Genomic DNA, 16,323 nt, shown 5'->3' with positions numbered 1-16,323 from the left:
TTACGAAATGAACTATGTTCAAGGGGGATCAATCATGAAAAAGCTGTCGATTTTACTATTAACCTGCGTGCTCATTATAGGAGCGCTAAGCGGTTGCGCCAGCGGCGAGTCCGACTCCGGTTCGTCGAATAAGCTCGTCATCTACAGCCCGAATAGCGAGGAGATCATCAAAACGATCATTCCGATGTTCGAGAAGGAAACCGGGATTACGGTTGAGCTTGTCACGGCCGGTACGGGCGAAATTATTAAACGCTTACAGTCGGAAAAACAAAACCCTTACGCTGATGTGATGTTCGGCGGTTCGATGGCCGGCTTCCGTGAAAATGCCGCGCTGTGGGAGCCTTACGTCTCTCCCGAAGACAAAAATTTGATCGAAGGCCACCGCAATAAAACAGGCTTCGCCACTCCTTATATCTCGGATGGCAGCGTGCTGCTCGTCAACAAAAACCTCATCGGCGACATCAAAATCGAAGGCTATGCGGATTTGCTGAACCCGCAGCTCAAAGGGAAGATCGCTTCCGCCGACCCGGCAAGCTCCAGCTCCGCTTTCGCCCAGCTAACCAATATGCTGAAGGCGATGGGCGGCGATTATGAGAGCGAGCAAGGCTGGAGCTATGTAGCCCAGCTGATCGAGAACCTCGACGGCAAAATCGCCAGCGGCTCCGGCGCGGTGCACAAAAGCGTGGCAGACGGTGAATATGTCGTCGGCCTGACTTACGAAGACCCTTCCAGCACCTATGTGAAGAACGGGGCTCCGGTCGAAATCGTGTATCCGAAAGAAGGCGCGGTGTTCCTCGACGCGGGCTCGGCGATTGTCAAAGACGCTCCGCATATGGACAATGCCAAGAAGTTCATCGACTTCATTCTCTCTAAAGAAGCACAAGATGCATTCGGCACCCAATTAACGAACCGTCCGCTTCGCCAAGATACGAAGCTCGGCGACCATATGAAGCCTTATGAGGAGATCTACATGATTGAGGAAGACACAGACTATGTAAGTGAGCATAAATCCGAAATCGTTGAGCGCTATGTCGATTTGTTCACTAGCGTTAAATAAATTATAGAATCAGGTGACAACCATGAGCGTGACCATAACCATTCAAGATTTAGTTAAAAAATACGGCGACACGACCGTCATTCCCGAGCTGTCCCTGGAGATCAAGCAGGGTGAATTCTTCACCCTGCTCGGGCCTTCGGGATGCGGCAAGACGACGCTGCTGCGCATGATCGCCGGCTTTAACAGCATTGAAGGCGGAACCATTCACTTTAACGAGCGCGTTATTAACCAGGTGGAGCCGGGCAAGCGGAATATCGGGATGGTTTTCCAAAGCTATGCGATCTTCCCCCACCTGACCGTCAAAGGTAACATTGCGTTCGGACTGGAGAATCGGAAATTATCCAAGGCGGAGATTAACGCCAAGGTCGACGACATCTTGAAGGTCGTTCAGATCGAGCCCTATAAGGACCGCATGCCGAAGAACCTGTCGGGCGGTCAGCAGCAGCGCGTAGCGCTAGCAAGAGCGATTGTGATCCGGCCGGATGTCCTGCTGATGGACGAACCTCTCTCCAACCTCGACGCCAAGCTTCGCGTCGACATGCGTAACGCAATTAAAGACATTCAAAGAGAAGTCGGAATCACCACCGTCTACGTTACGCATGATCAGGAGGAAGCCATGGCGGTATCCGACCGCATTGCGGTCATGAAATCCGGCGTCATTCAGCATCTCGGAACGCCTCAGGAGATTTATCAGCGTCCAGCGAACGTATTCGTTGCGACCTTTATCGGCCGCACCAACATTCTGGCGGGAAGTATAACGAAAGCGGCAGGCGGCAGCTATGCCTTGCAGCTCGGCTCCGGCTATGCGGAAGAGCTGTCTAACATCGAGGTTCCGAGGGCCGATGCCGCAGCTAATACGCTAAATGTTCAAATCTCGGTTCGGCCGGAAGAGTTCATTCTGACCGAGGATCAGACCGGCATGAAAGCAACGATCGTACACAGCGTATTTCTGGGGCAGAACACCCATTATTTTGTGGACTTGGCGTCCGGTCAACGCGTGGAAATCACCCAGGAATCGAAAGCGTCACAGATCCTCGAGCCTGGTCAAGTCATCTATCTCAAGGTAAAGAAAGAGAAGATTAATGTCTATGATGCGGCAGGAGACCTGAACTATACAAGGGGCGCCCGGCTATGAGAGACACGCGCAAACGATTTGATGTCTGGACCAACATTTCGTTACTGATCTTTGTGTTCTACATCCTGTTTCTGGCCCTGCCTTTGTTTACGATGCTGTTTAAAAGTGTGTACAACGGTACGACCGGTGATTTCTCGCTGGCTTATTTCACGAAATTTTTCAGCAAGCCCTACTATTTAAATGCCCTGTTCAACAGCGTCAAAGTCACCGTCAGCGTAACCCTGCTTGCCGCGATTATCGCAACGCCGCTGGCCTACATCATGGCAACGGTGAAGATTAAAGGCAGCTCGGCCATTCGGGTGTTAATTCTGATCTCGTCAATGTCGGCCCCCTTCATCGGAGCCTACTCCTGGATCCTGCTGCTGGGAAGAAGCGGCGTCATTACCAAATTCGTGAGCAGCACATTCGGAATCCAAATGCCGGATATCTACGGGTTTACGGGAATTTTGGTGGTCTTGACCTTGCAGATGGTCCCGCTGATCTTCATGTATGTATCGGGCGCCCTGAAGAATATGGACCAATCGCTGATGGAAGCTGCGGAAAGCATGGGCTATAAGGGCTTAAGCAAAATGCGCAAAGTGCTCCTCCCGCTCATTACCCCAACCTTGCTGGCCGGGGGTCTGCTCGTCTTCATGCGCGCGCTTGCCGACTTCGGTACGCCGATGCTGATCGGCGAGGGCTACAAGACCGTGCCCGTGCTGATCTTTAACGAGTTCATCAGCGAGGTCGGCGGCGACGACGGCTTTGCGGCAGCGATCAGCGTCATCGTCGTTCTGTTCGCCACTACGATCTTCCTGCTGCAAAAATTCGTAGCCAATCGCAAGTCCTTTACGATGAGCGCACTGCATCCGATCGAAGCCAAGAAGAAGAAGGGATTCGGCAATATCGCGGCCCATGCCGTTATCTATCTGTACACGTTAATCGCACTGCTGCCGCAGCTCTATGTCATCTATACTTCGTTCCTGAAATCCAACGGCAGAGTGTTCGTTAAAGGGTTCTCGCTCCGAAGCTACCAGGATGCCTTCAGTAATATTGGCGGCGTCATTCTGAACACGTTCTTCCTGGCCATCGTGTCGCTGATCGTCATCATCCTGCTGGCGATTCTGATCGCCTACGTAACCGTTCGTAGAAAGAATGCGCTAACCAACACGCTGGACATCTTCACGATGTTCCCGTATATCGTTCCCGGCTCCATTCTCGGGATCGCGCTGCTGATCACGTTCAACAATAAGCCGCTCGCTTTGAGCGGAACGGCCGTCATTATGATCATCTCCTTTGTCATCCGGCGCCTGCCGTATACGATCCGATCCAGCGCTGCGATCCTGCATCAGATTAACGACGGGATCGAGGAAGCAGCCATCAGTCTGGGAGCTTCCCAGATGAAGACGTTCTTCAAGATTACGCTACCGATGATGCTGGCCGGCGTTGTGTCCGGCGCGATCCTGAGCTGGATTACCATCATTACGGAGTTAAGCACGTCCATCATTCTGTATACAGGCAAGACCAAGACCGTAACGGTGGCCATCTATACCGAGGTCGTCCGCGGGAACTACGGGGTGGCGGCAGCGCTGTCCACGATTCTGACCGTCATTACGGTGGTATCCCTGCTCGTCTTCCTGAAGCTCTCCGGACAGAAGGAAGTTTCCATGTAAAACCATTAGAACACAGAATACATCCAAGTCGGCACCTGCAGTCTGAAGGGAGCGGCTTGGATGTATTTGGATTATCTGCGGTTGCTCCGAGTCAGTATAATAGGTTTGACAGCTAACCGCAGGTGGAGGGCAGCATGAAGCATATCCGTTATCGTAACTTCAAGGAATCAACCCGTCATTTATTTCGCATCTATGCGATGATCCCGTTCTCCATCTTAATCGTATTGTTCCTGGCGTTTACGATCGTGAATGGCAGAATGAACCTGACCCAAAAAACGACCGAAGCCGCCCAGTCCATCAGCCAGACCATATCGGACGTATACCGGCAGTACGAGGAGGAGATTCAGCGGATGGCCGCCTCTCCTACCGTGATCAATTATGTAAGCTCCCATCTGGGCAGCGAGCAGGTATATTCCGAGTTCTATGATTTCAACAATCGGCAGAAGGTCAAGAGCATTTTTCATATCGTCAATACCAACGGGGTCTTTCTGGCAAGCTCCGCCCCGCCCGACGTGCTGTATTCCAATTTCGCCTTCGGCAACCTGATTCACCGGATCGATCAGCGCCCCGGCGACACGCTATCGGAAATGAACAGCTTCCGTTATTCGCATGACCGCGATACGAGCTATACGTTTGGCCAAGCCATCGTGAAGGACAACGAGACGATCGGCTATATCATTTATCAGCTGTACGAAGCCGATATGCAGAAGGTGATTTTCAAGCAAAATAATGAGATTGCCATGATCACCGATGAGCATAACACCATCATAGCCACGACGAGCAATGTGACCAAAGGCGGCTTGAATAAATTCAGCCCCAAGCTCGATAACAAGGGACGCGTACTGCTGAACGAAGGCAAATACTACATGTATGCCAAGCGAATCCCCGGTACGCCGATTCAAGTCGTTACGCTGAATTCCTACAAATCGGAGCAATATACCTACTTTACGGTATCGTTTTTTGTCCTTGCTGCCGGCCTGCTGTTGTGGGTGTTGATCGAGTTTCTGGCGAATAAAATGTCGGCGCGCAACTCCGAATCGATCGATAAATTAATCCATGCCTTGGAACAGCTGCGCGAAGGTAATTTCAATGGCTATGTCGACATTCAGACGAACGACGAGTTTCAAATTCTCGGTAATGAGTACAATGTAATGCTGGATCGGTTGAAAGAGTTGATCGAGAAAAATAAAGAGCTGTCGGAGCTCCGCACGATTATCGAGGTGAAGCAGCTGCAATCGCAGTTCCATCCGCATTTTATTTTCAATGTTCTGGAAACTCTGCGCTATGCCATTAAGATCGACGCGAATCAAGCCCAGGAAATCGTGCTGATTCTATCCCGGCTGCTAAGGTACAGCATCGGGCCTGACCGCAGCGTCCAGCTGAAGAATGACATGAGCTATGTGCGCGATTACCTGAAGCTGCAGCAAATCCGGTTCAACGACCGGCTGGAATATCGGGTTAACGTCGCGGAGGAAACCCTGGATGTATACGTCCCCAAGCTGCTGCTGCAGCCGATAATCGAAAACGCTATCAAATATGGCTATGAGAATCAGAGCGAGGTGCTGATCGAAATTAACATTTACACCTCCACCGGCAAGCTCATATTGGAGGTGCGCGACAACGGACAAGGCATGAGTGCGCAGAGGCTGCAGGAAGTGAACCACATTCTGCAGAGTCAGACGAATACGACGCAGCATATCGGGCTGTACAACGTTCATCGCCGTTTAGTGCTTCTTTATGGCGAGGAATCCGGCATCCATATTGACAGCGCGGAAGGAACAGGCACCTGTGTCGCACTTACGATTCCTTACGAATGGAGTGGATATCATGTTTAAAGTTCTGCTGGTCGAAGATGAGGATATGATTCGCAGGGGGATACGGTTCAGCATCGACTGGGTTCAATACGATTGCATCGTCATGGAAGAAGGATTGAACGGACAGGATGGCTACGAGAAGATCTGTGAGCTGAAGCCGGATATCGTCATCACCGACATTACCATGCCGATCATGGACGGGATCTCGATGATTCGCGAAGGCCTCAAGCGGCATACCTTCAGCAGCGTCATTATCTCCGGCTATAATGAATTCCATCTTGCGAAGCAGGCACTCCAATTAGGCGTGACCGAGTTTCTCGTGAAGCCGCTCGAGGACGAGCAGCTGGTTGAAGCCCTGGAATCGGCCAAGTCTAAAGTGGACCTGCTCCGCAAATATGAAGTGATCTCGAAGCATCCGCAGGAAAAGGAAGAGATTCTTAGCAGCAAATTTCTGGAGAAGGAAACCAAAACCTCGAAGTATGTGTCCAAGATGATCGCCTATGTCCAAGAGAACTATGCCAAGAAAATCAGCATTCACGATCTCGTGGAAGAGCTCGACTTAAGCGCCTACTACCTGAACCAGAAATTCAAGGCCGAGACAAGCTATACCTTCAATGATTTTCTCAATCGCTATCGCATTCAGAAATCGATCGATTTACTGAAGTCGGGCGATAACAAAGTATACACCATCGCGCAGGATATCGGATTTAGCGACTACAAATATTTTATCAGCATCTTCAAAAAGTACGCCCACGTCACGCCGAGCCAGTACCAGGAGTATTTCGAGAAGAAGCAATCGTAGGATGAGAGAATGCCTTGTGGCGCGGCGAGTGGTTCCCCCTGGATAATCGAATCACACTTTTCTCAATACCATCCACCATTGGTTATCATACGAATCGATTTCGATCTCTTCCAGACCTAGGTTTGCTTCGCTAATCCAGCTTCTTGCGAGCTCTATATAGCTGCTGTGAAATTCGGAGGAATAACCTACCTCATCATATCCGGCATACGTAATGTTATCGAAGATCATGTATCCTCCGCTTTTTAACTGCTTGCGGCTTGTGTCCATGATTTGTATAAACGCATCGTATGCTGCATCCTTCAACATGCCTTTTCGGTGATAATCCATGACAGCTTGCAGCATTAGAGGTTCGATGGTCCACCAATCATGATTTACCGTATCAATGCCCTCACGGTCGGCGATAATGGTCTGGATGATATCGTTAATTGCGTGATGGAAAGCGACAACGTCAAAAGAAGACGCTGGATAATATAAACCGATATTTGCGGCATCGTCCTCAATCACCTGTACGTTGATTGCCATCCCTTTCGTTTTGTCCTGAAAGCTTCGGGTCAGCTCCCTGTTGAGATTGGCAGTCACATAGGTGCCCATGTTGTTGGAATAAGCGTCTAAAGCTTTTGGAATGTAAACAATATCACCAGAACCAACCTCCAAAAGACTTAATGTACGGGGCATATTCAGCTCCATGAAGAGATTGTGCCAAGATGCTGAATAATACAATTGAAGGTATTCAAATACCCTCGGCTTGGATATGTCGATCGGTACTGCTAATGTGTCCTTCAATTTATTTTCCAATTGGACCGCGTTCATCTGTTCTAATTCAGAAATCATGTCCCGCGAAAAGTCACGTTTTAGAATATCATCAAACGCGCCGGCACTCAGTTTCTCTGCTAGTGTCTGCATGTTCATCAGAGTATCCCTCTCTTCGTTTTAGTTTCTAGAGTTATTCGATTATATGGGGGTTATTCCTCTATAAATGATTAAAGAATCTTCTTATGCGTCGCAGGATGATGGCTGTTTATATGATGGAAAGAAAAGACGCCGTCCGACGATGGCGTCTTCTATGCTTACACTACGCTAAGCAGCATAATCGAGATTTGGAATCTACCGCTTTCGGGAACGATGCAGAGCACCTGCTCTCCTTCAGTGAGATGTCCTTCATTCATCAGCTCCTCCAGCATAATATAGATCGATGCTGCGCCTGTGTTCCCTTTTGTATATAAATTCGTAAACCATTTCTCTTCCGGAATCCTCACCCCGCCAAGGTCCAGCAGCCGGAAGACTTCGTCCCTGAAAAAATGCGATGAATAGTGGCACACCATCCAGTCTATTCTCTCGGGATGAATCCTTCCTTCCTCCACGAGCTCTAGTATTCGATTGGTGCCTACCTTTGTTATTTCATTGACAAGCCTTACATCCTGCTTCAAATTCAGAGCTCCTTGATCGGCTGCTTCATGAATGGATGGATAATCCAGCCAGGAACGGATTCCACTCTCCTTACTCATGCCTGAATACATACACACCTCATACTGGTTCGCATAGGATTGGTTATCGATCCATTCAATACGCAGCGACGGTCCATTGGGGGAGGGCTCATTTTGCAATACAGCTGCTCCTGCCCCATCTGAAAGCATAAAACGTAAGAAATCCGTGTCAAAAGGCACCCGGCTATTGCTATAAATCCCCTGCGCTTCAAATTTCGTATGTTTGAATTCGCGGCTCAAAAACTCGCTGGAACAGGCGATGGCCGCCCGGTGCTCCCCAGCTTTGATATGTACATACGCATTCTTGAGTGCATGCATTCCGCTGGCGCATAATCCGGAATGAGACGCAATTTCCATAGGGGGCAAGCCCGTCTCTGCATGCACCATGCTCGCAAATCCTGGCAGGAGCAAATCTGCTCTTGTCGTGCCCGTCGCTAGAAAATCGATATCTTGGTCGGTTACGCTGCCGTTTCGCTCCAAGGCATCCCGAATAGCTAAAGAAGCCATCTCAGCGTTCGTGTATAAGCTCTTCTGCTCTTTATCTATGGCGTAATAGCGGGACCGAATTTGATTCTTCTCCAGAATGAGCCTTTTGGTTTTGGAAGATTTCCCTCCAATCTTGCCAAGATAATCTTCCATCTCTTCGTTACTAACCGGAGAACCAGGGAGAAATTTTCCCACACTTGTGATATAAACGGAATTCATAGCACACCTCGCAAATATAGAATTTGGTTAATATTGGTATATTATATTTCTATGAATGCAAGATATGACTAAATTAAAAGAATAATCTAGCGGCCTTTGGCAACCTGTGATGACCATCAATATCCATAGATAGATTCAGGTATCATCGCAAAGAGCCCGAGAGAGGCACTTTCAAAGAATCGGCTCGGTAAAGGGCAGAGGACTTTAACGTGCAAAAGGCTCATTTCTAACTCATGGTCAAGTTAGAATGAGCCCTTTTATGTTAGTTTTCCAGTCCAGCTGCCCCGTAGAAAAACAATTCCATCCATTGATCCATGCGCCAGGTCATCCGCTCTTGATTCGCTGACTCCCAGTGCCGACGCAGTTCATTCTGGAACATCGTGAAGTAACGCACCAGCATCTCTTCTGATCGATCCTCCCGAATATATCCCTCCTGCTTGCCTAGCGCGATAAACCTTTTGAAAAAGCCGACGATTTTCTCCTCGCTGTAGCGGTCCATCATGTCCATCAGCCCACTTAATTCGGAGGATGGGACTTTCGGAAATTCCTCGCCTAAAATGTTCAGATTACGCGCCTCCAGCAGCATGATTTCCTTCGTCTTCTCCGGAAAAGTCCGCGCGGAATCCAGAATAGCCTCATACTGCTCGAGCTGCTTGTCCATCCAATGGACCAGAGAATCGGCATAAAGCTGCTCTTTCGTACCGAAGTAATTATATATCGTTGCAGGAGAGACCTTTGCTTTCTGCGCGATTTCATTAACGTTGACCTTCTGAAAGCCGTGTTTGAAAAATAATTCAATCGCTGATTCGAAAATTTGCTCCATCTTCTTCTGCTTCCGTCGTTCGTAGCCGTTCATCAGCCTTCACCTCATATGTAGTTTAATCAAAGTTTTAGACTGATTCAATAAAGACACTACAAAACATATTGAACCATCGGATTCAAGTCGATATAATTGTTTTAGAGTGGAACACCAAATTTACTACATAACTTTTAAAATAAGTGTATGGGATGTTCCAATCATGATGGGAGTGAAGCGAAATGAAACAGCTGCGAATGCCTTCTTATTTGCACGATGTATTTGGAGAAAAGCAGTCCGTAGGAGCCATTCTGACAATCCTGCTGTTTGGGGGCATCCTGACGGCTGCGTTATATTACCGATTCCCGGAAATGACCGGGCATTTGCCGGCATGGCGCAGCACCCTGGCCTTATTGTTGATCTTCGACGTGTTTGCCGGCTGCATTGCGAATTTTACGGCTTCCACCAGTAACTTCTATGCAGCGCGGCCTGCCAATCGAATCGTATTTATTGCGATCCATGTCCATATCGTCCTGATCGCTTTTCTATTGAATACCGACACGGGCTATGCCCTGGGAATATGGGCTTATACGGTGATCGGAGCATTGATCGTGAATGCCTTAATCGGGAAGCACACGCAATTATTCGCAGCGAGCTTGATGATGGCCGCCGGCCTGGGCTGCATGCCCATGCTGCCGGGAATCACGCCTTATATGCTGATCATTGGTATGTTGTTCGTGATAAAGGTATTGTTCGGCTTCGCTGTCGATCATTATGGGAGGGGGAAACCCTGCCGGTGAAGGGTGGAGGATGGAATTGGAGTACTTGAGAAGGGGCAAAAAAAACGGTAGCCCCACACATCCTGCTTTATCTTGATGAAGTTTTTCAACTTAAGAAGGTGTATAACTCGGGAAATGCTATGATAAATTAGAATAAGGAGCAGTCAGCCAGGACTGCTCCCCTATACAGCATTTGCAGTGGGATTGCCCCACTCCGTGTTTCACAAGACAGTAACCCGTCTCATTCAGGCCGATCAACCTGTAGCGGGTTACTTCTTTTTTCGTTCATAACGAATCCCCTTCCGCCTGCCTCAGCCTATCGCCAAGCACATAAGCCAGATGCTGTTCGGCCAAACGCATATGTCGGTAAAAGGTCGCCCTGCTCATATGAAAGGATGCTGCGAGCTCGCTTTTATTCCGGTCCTTGCGCAGATAACCCGCGATTAAGATTTCCTTCTCCATTGCCGTCAGCGGCCCCGCCTGATGAGTGTCGGCCAGAATCTCCTGAATGGTTGCCCTCACCTGCATCCCGCTCCAACAGAAACGCCGCATGACAGGGAGTTCTTCCAGCTTGTCTAGCTCAAACAGCCGTTCCAGCATTTGCTTCATTTCATTTCTTTCAATGGATAGACGATGATCGTTCTCCCTTGGAAGCGCTGGTTGAGCTGCTGCTGTCTCTGTTTGCCGAATGATCCGCTGAATCCACTGATCAAAGGCCGATTGCCGAAAATCAAGCTCCCATGTCGTCAACTCGATGCCCGCGAATCCCGTCACTTTCCCGCACGCTTGAAAGCCTAGTACCGATAATAAGGCATTCAACTGCGGATCCGCTGCCGCCAGGATCCCCCGCAGCCCCCTAGTCATATGGACCAGCCACTGCTGCATCAGCAAGGCCCCCAGCTCTTCGGGGCGATATAAGGAATGCTCGGAATTGACTGCGGACAACAGGACGAATATCGTATCGGCCGCCTCCAGAGGAAGCTCATGCAGCGAAAAAGCTTCTTCGCCCAGCATCTGTCTGCATCCAGGCGCGTATCGTTCCAGCAAGGGCATGCTCAAGGCGTGCAGCCACAGACCTGCGCAGAACGCCAGCGGTCTCCCCTTCTCGTCCCGCACAACAAAGATCCCCTCGGGAAATCGAGCGGCAATCCCGTCCAGCAAAGCCGGGTAATCGGCGGGTTCGACCAGCTCGGACTGCCAGTCGGAACCGAGAATCGACGCCTTCATAAAGCGTTGCAAATCCGGCAGATCCTCCAGCTGGAACGGCTTCTGCTCGCCGGGCTTCAGGCTTGAAGAGAAATTGGCATAAGCATGGGCAGAGGGCAAAAATTCGCGGTACAGCTCCAAGATATGGGCGCTCAGGCGCATCTGCATCCGGTGATCGACCGAATGGAACCGCTCCGCCAGCAGGACGAACGCTCGATGGCGAACCGCTTCGAATTGCTCGGGGGTTCTGCGCGCGAAATCCTCCCGTAGGATTCGAGCGACGACCTGGTGCAGCGATATTCCATCCATCGTATCCCGAACAAATGAAAGGGCCGTCAGCTGGTAGTAGTCCGCCCCTTCCAAGGGCTTGTCCAACAAACGGTTCAGCAGCGCCTCATCGGCTGCCGGCAGGAGCGACAAGGCCGTCAGCGCGCGGTAGAGGTTGGGGGAGGCTGCTTCCCGCAAAAATTCGGCGCTCAAAACTGCCGGAACTTCCCGCCATACATCCCGCTCTTCCGCAGATTCGGAAAACAGCATATCCACGGTCAAGGCGAGCGACAACGGGTGGCCGTCCGTCTTCTGGGCAATCTCCCTTTGCAATTCCACAGGCAAGCCGCTGCTACCTAAATAATCGTAGACCTCTTCTCGCGTAAACAGCCGCAAAGGGAATCTTCGTAGTCGGGACTTCCATTCCGGATTCGTCTGCCACTGGAGCGGCAGTCCATTGCGCGAGGCACATACGAACAACACGCGGGCAGACTTCAATTCCGGAAGGAAGCTCGAAAACAGCCAGCCTTCCAGCCTTTCAATCTCCTCACAGTTGTCTATGAGCAAGACGGTAGGCACCAGCGACAACTCCGAAGCGATGTAAGACAGCAGCGCCGCATCCCGATCCCGGGTTCTACCGTATTCGGTTGCCAGACTCATCTCCAGGCTCGCCAAAAAAGAACCCAATGTCGTTAAGCCGCCTCGTCCGTCCAGCCAAAGAGAACGTACGGAAAACTGCCTTGCCGTGCGAGCCATTTGAAGCAGCAGCGTTGTTTTGCCAATGCCCCCGATCCCTGATATCGAAAAGATGGATGTCTTCGCCTGGGCGTCCGTCAGCCAATCCGTGAAGCTCATCATTTCCCGATCAAAACCGATGATGCGATGCCTTGCCATGTTCTCCATTCGTTATATCCTCACCCCATCCGCTTCCCGCAAGCCGAAATCCGCTAACCAACCAACCTTCTATTTGTATACTATACTATGTTTCGAGACTGCGGACAGGCATGATCAAGGAAGAAACGCAAAAAAACGCGCACATTCCTGGCGGAATGTACGCGTGCCATGCGGCTGCGATTAGTTGATGAAATTCAAGTAGTGGAGCATCCGGTGTAAGAGAGCGGCGCTTTGGGCCCGCGTTGCAAATGCCTGCGGAGCGAACGCTGCATTCCCGATGCCTTCGATCAAGCCCGCGGCCAGCAGCTCGGCAGCCGGTCCCTTGGCCCAGCCGGATACCTCGGCATGATCCGAGAAACGTTCTAACACGGAGGCGTCCTGCTGCGGAAGCTCTCCTGCGTACCGGACAGCTCTGCCCAGCATAACCGCCGCCTGCTCTCGCGTGACCCCAGCGTCCGGACGGAACGAACCGTCGGCATAGCCTTCAATCAGGCCGGCCGCGGAAGCCGCTCCAACCACACCCGCGTACCACGCTTCGTTCGGTGCAACATCAGAGTAAGAAGCTCGCTGCGGCTTATCGGCCAGTTCGAGCGCACGAGCGAGCATCGCTACGAACTCGGCACGGGTCACCGTACGGTTGGGGTCAAACCTGCCGTCAGCCGATCCGTTCACGATCAGCTTGTTCTCCATCCGCTCGATATCGTCTTGCGCCCAATGTCCCCGCATATCCTCGAAGGTTCGGTTAGAGCGTACCGCAGTGTATACGCCGTTATGCGCGCTGTACAAAGTCGCCGTCTCCCTTTCGAAAACGGACGGGACATAGTGCAGCTTCCCAGCATCATCCACCCGGATGACCGTGGAACGATCAGGATCAGCCACAGCGTTCATTGAGAATGTCCGCTCCATGTACGTGCCCTCGGCTTCAAGTCTCTCATCACCATCGCCGTACAAGTCAAAGCTCGTCGGTTCCGCCAGCATGACGTACCCTTGGCGGGCCAGCTCTTCCTCCAGCGCGCGGTTTGCAGACTTCGTCATTTTCGCAATGGCGATCGTTACAGCCGCTCGATTCCGAAGGTCGCTTAGAACGTGCAGCGGAACGCTGTAGCTTGCGCCGTTCACCCCAATCCGAATGGCGGCGTTCGGCCTCGCCGCAAGGAGTTCCTGCAGCGCTTCCGCCGGAAGATCCACCTTCACCACCGGCTCTTCATTGTCGATGTCGATGACGATTTCATCCCCGCCGGCAGCCCACGACCGTACCAGCTCGGCGCCCGGGATAAGCCGTAGAACGGTGCGTCCGTCCTGCTCCTGCTCTTTCTTGATGGTCACCCGAACGTGTTGACCGTTGATCGTCACGGTCATCCTTGGATCCGCCGTAGGGGCAGGAGCGGGAACAGAAACCCAGCCATAGGATGGGGATTCAACGGGTTCAGGGGTCTCCAGTACAGGGGGATTGGCAGCGCTCAGATCGATGCGTCCTACATCCGCCGTCTCTCCCGCTAAGACATTCACGGTTGTCGTATGGCTGCCATAACCCTCTGCCGTCACCGTAAGCGTATGGATGCCTGCGGTCACGTTCGTTAGCGCAAAATCCCCATTAGCGTAGGTGACGTCCGTTACGCCGCCGGCCGATACCGATGCACCAGTCAGCGGCGTATTACCAATGCCATATACCGAGCCGATGACCGTCCCTGTTGCCACAGGCGCTGACTGCACCATAACCTTAGCGGAAGCCGTGTACCCGCCATCGGCCGTTGTCACCGTAATGACCGCCGTACCTTCAGCCATCGGCGTCACCTCGCCGCTCTGGCTCACCGCCGCAACGGCTGGGTCGCTGGAGGCCCAGGCGACCGCCGGGTTCGTCGCATTCACCGGCGTAAGGACGGCTGTCAGCTTCTGCGAAGCCCCTCCTACCGCAAGGGTTAGCTCCGTCTGATCCAGCGTCACTCCCGTAACGCGGACCTGGTCTTGAATGTGAGCTGCTTCTACCTGGACGCTGCTCCATGCCTCGATGGACTTCTGTTCATCCACCTCAAATACCTGAAGATATTGACCCGGAATCGGATGCAAAATATCCGTGCCTAGCGAGTATAGGACCGCTTCGCCATGCAGCGCAGCCCCCCTTAGGGGACGCACACCGGCATCTGGCCCGAGCAGATATGCAAACATGTGGCCGGGATCGCTCGGGACCGCCGTCACGCTTGTCGACCCGTTCGCGCTGCCTGGACTAACGACAAATCCGTCGATGTCCGGAGCAGATTCATCCACGTGCAGGGTCAACACCGTGCTGACGGTGCTTCGGCCCGCATCGGTTGCCGAAACCGCAACCGTGAATGTGCCGCTCTCCTTAGGACTGCCTTCGATCATGCCATAGGCTGTCATCGATAGGCCATCCGGAAGTCCGTAGGCATTCCATGTCAGCCCGCCCCTTGAACCATCGAAAGCGTCCATCGCAATCGAATAGGGGGCGTCCTTGATTGCCCGCGGAAGATCGGTCGTCAAGATGCCGGGGCGTAAATAAGGATAGCCGCCATTGACGCCAGCATCAATGGCCCAAAGATCGGTGAAATCCCAGCCATGATAGTTGGAGGCTGCCTTCATGTCATTGGTCGTAAGGCCCGTGAGATGAGGCGAGCCTATGATATCCCCACTCCCCACGCCAGTGGTTAAGGACGATGCCTCGATATCATAATACGAGGCATTGATCGTGGCAACCGCCATGGTTCCGATAAAACCGCCCACGGCGTAATAGATAGCGCTTCCGGATTGCATGACGGCAGCCGAAGAATAGCTGTTGGCAATGGTTCCGTATATCAGTTGTCCGGCTAAACCGCCCCCAAAATAATAGTAACCTCCCCCCGAATTCGTTACCGTTCCGGTGGCATACGAGTCGTTGATCGCGCCCGCTCCCTGAGATCCGACCAACCCTCCGGCATACTGATTGGGGGTATCTCCGCTCTTCACGGCAGCGGATGAAGATGAGCGGAGAATGCTCGAATCGCCATTGGCCGCCCCGGCCAACCCGCCTGCTGCGCTCACGTAACCCGTATCTCCGGCCGTAACCGTGCCCTGCGAATGCGAGTTGATGATGCTGCCGCCGATCAGATGACCCACCAATCCGCCGGCATAGCTGCCACCGTTCACTTGAACCGTAACGTCCAGATTACGGATCGTACCCGAAACACGGCCAAAGAAGCCGGTAAACTGCAGAGCTCCTCCAGCAATGGTGAGGCCTTTGATCCGGTGTCCCCTTCCGTCGAAAATGCCGCTGAAGACGGTCGCTTCATCGGCTAAGGGCACCCAATCGTATCCGGTCATATCGATGTCGCCGGTCAATCGGATATTCCGATCCAGATAGGACGCTTGATTCCGATCGATATAGGCCAGTTCCTCTGCGGTCCCGACCCACACCCAACCGTCCGCTTCGGACGGAATCGAGGCGTTTCCGGCCCGAACCCCAGACGCAGCGGAAGCCAAGGGAGCAAGCACCGCCGAAAAAATGAGCAGTACCGCCAGCATGATGGACATTTTTTTCATAAACCCGTTTCTCCTTTTACATCAGCGAAGTCAAGCGATGAGTCGTAGATATACTCCGTGATCTGATAGATTCAACATCTTCAATCAGTGTAAACCAATTGTCGATCAAGAACTGTCTCATTTTTGTTTCAAGTTCAAGGAGGGCTGTTATAAACGAAAACCGAGCCAATCCCAGAGGCCGACCCTGCGTTCCGCTTC

General features: G+C 52.0%; 11 protein-coding genes. 6 read left to right on the top strand and 5 right to left on the bottom strand.

Going from position 1 to position 16,323, the window contains the following annotated elements:
• Window positions 1–34: 34 nt before the first annotated feature.
• From J2Z18_RS22340 to J2Z18_RS22320, 5 genes are all read left to right on the top strand, one after another.
• Window positions 35–1,057, top strand: coding sequence for an ABC transporter substrate-binding protein (locus J2Z18_RS22340; RefSeq protein WP_077569570.1), 1,023 nt, complete (start codon window positions 35–37; stop codon window positions 1,055–1,057).
• A 22-nt stretch (window positions 1,058–1,079) separates the two neighbouring features.
• The gene (locus J2Z18_RS22335; protein ID WP_210095367.1) at window positions 1,080–2,192 is read left to right on the top strand and encodes an ABC transporter ATP-binding protein; all 1,113 of its coding nucleotides are present in this window, start codon (window positions 1,080–1,082) and stop codon (window positions 2,190–2,192) included.
• On the top strand, window positions 2,189–3,844 hold the full coding sequence (locus J2Z18_RS22330) for an ABC transporter permease (protein ID WP_210095366.1): 1,656 nt from the start codon (window positions 2,189–2,191) through the stop codon (window positions 3,842–3,844). Before J2Z18_RS22335 ends, J2Z18_RS22330 begins: the two co-directional genes overlap by 4 nt.
• A 134-nt stretch (window positions 3,845–3,978) precedes the next feature.
• On the top strand, window positions 3,979–5,679 hold the full coding sequence (locus J2Z18_RS22325) for a sensor histidine kinase (RefSeq protein ID WP_210095365.1): 1,701 nt from the start codon (window positions 3,979–3,981) through the stop codon (window positions 5,677–5,679).
• The gene (locus tag J2Z18_RS22320; protein WP_210095364.1) at window positions 5,672–6,460 is read left to right on the top strand and encodes a response regulator transcription factor; all 789 of its coding nucleotides are present in this window, start codon (window positions 5,672–5,674) and stop codon (window positions 6,458–6,460) included. Before J2Z18_RS22325 ends, J2Z18_RS22320 begins: the two co-directional genes overlap by 8 nt.
• A gap of 51 nt (window positions 6,461–6,511) precedes the next feature.
• Here J2Z18_RS22320 and J2Z18_RS22315 read toward each other — a convergent pair whose 3' ends face one another.
• The 3 genes from J2Z18_RS22315 to J2Z18_RS22305 form a co-directional block, all read right to left on the bottom strand.
• Window positions 6,512–7,369, bottom strand: coding sequence for a hypothetical protein (locus tag J2Z18_RS22315; RefSeq protein ID WP_210095363.1), 858 nt, complete (start codon window positions 7,367–7,369; stop codon window positions 6,512–6,514).
• Window positions 7,370–7,527: 158 nt separating this feature from the next.
• Window positions 7,528–8,649 (bottom strand): beta-ketoacyl-ACP synthase III, encoded by a 1,122-nt coding sequence (locus tag J2Z18_RS22310; RefSeq protein WP_007131167.1) that lies wholly within the window; start codon window positions 8,647–8,649, stop codon window positions 7,528–7,530.
• Between the two features lie 262 nt (window positions 8,650–8,911).
• Complete coding sequence (locus tag J2Z18_RS22305) at window positions 8,912–9,505, bottom strand: TetR/AcrR family transcriptional regulator (protein WP_210095362.1); 594 nt, start codon at window positions 9,503–9,505, stop codon at window positions 8,912–8,914.
• Between the two features lie 182 nt (window positions 9,506–9,687).
• On the opposite strand from J2Z18_RS22305, the gene J2Z18_RS22300 reads away from it, so the two are divergent.
• On the top strand, window positions 9,688–10,245 hold the full coding sequence (locus J2Z18_RS22300) for a hypothetical protein (protein WP_210095361.1): 558 nt from the start codon (window positions 9,688–9,690) through the stop codon (window positions 10,243–10,245).
• Between the two features lie 264 nt (window positions 10,246–10,509).
• On the opposite strand, the gene J2Z18_RS22295 is transcribed toward J2Z18_RS22300, so the two are convergent.
• Both J2Z18_RS22295 and J2Z18_RS22290 read right to left on the bottom strand, forming a co-directional pair.
• Window positions 10,510–12,600: a bacterio-opsin activator gene (locus J2Z18_RS22295; RefSeq protein ID WP_210095360.1), complete on the bottom strand. Its 2,091-nt coding sequence runs from the start codon at window positions 12,598–12,600 to the stop codon at window positions 10,510–10,512.
• 171 nt (window positions 12,601–12,771) lie between these two features.
• Complete coding sequence (locus tag J2Z18_RS22290) at window positions 12,772–16,125, bottom strand: S-layer homology domain-containing protein (protein ID WP_210095359.1); 3,354 nt, start codon at window positions 16,123–16,125, stop codon at window positions 12,772–12,774.
• Window positions 16,126–16,323 lie beyond the last annotated feature (198 nt).

This window comes from Paenibacillus lactis, assembly GCF_017873605.1.
GTDB classification, from domain to species: Bacteria; Bacillota; Bacilli; order Paenibacillales; family Paenibacillaceae; genus Paenibacillus_AQ; species Paenibacillus_AQ lactis.
This window is presented reverse-complemented; position numbering and strand designations above follow the sequence as displayed.

Coding starts and splice junctions, on each gene's coding strand:
- J2Z18_RS22300 (WP_210095361.1), top strand. CDS start 9,688: ATGAAACAGCTGCGAATGCCTTCTTATTTGCACGATGTATTTGGAGAA.
- J2Z18_RS22340 (WP_077569570.1), top strand. CDS start 35: ATGAAAAAGCTGTCGATTTTACTATTAACCTGCGTGCTCATTATAGGA.
- J2Z18_RS22295 (WP_210095360.1), bottom strand. CDS start 12,600: ATGGAGAACATGGCAAGGCATCGCATCATCGGTTTTGATCGGGAAATG.
- J2Z18_RS22305 (WP_210095362.1), bottom strand. CDS start 9,505: ATGAACGGCTACGAACGACGGAAGCAGAAGAAGATGGAGCAAATTTTC.
- J2Z18_RS22335 (WP_210095367.1), top strand. CDS start 1,080: ATGAGCGTGACCATAACCATTCAAGATTTAGTTAAAAAATACGGCGAC.
- J2Z18_RS22320 (WP_210095364.1), top strand. CDS start 5,672: ATGTTTAAAGTTCTGCTGGTCGAAGATGAGGATATGATTCGCAGGGGG.
- J2Z18_RS22315 (WP_210095363.1), bottom strand. CDS start 7,369: ATGAACATGCAGACACTAGCAGAGAAACTGAGTGCCGGCGCGTTTGAT.
- J2Z18_RS22310 (WP_007131167.1), bottom strand. CDS start 8,649: ATGAATTCCGTTTATATCACAAGTGTGGGAAAATTTCTCCCTGGTTCT.
- J2Z18_RS22330 (WP_210095366.1), top strand. CDS start 2,189: ATGAGAGACACGCGCAAACGATTTGATGTCTGGACCAACATTTCGTTA.
- J2Z18_RS22290 (WP_210095359.1), bottom strand. CDS start 16,125: ATGAAAAAAATGTCCATCATGCTGGCGGTACTGCTCATTTTTTCGGCG.
- J2Z18_RS22325 (WP_210095365.1), top strand. CDS start 3,979: ATGAAGCATATCCGTTATCGTAACTTCAAGGAATCAACCCGTCATTTA.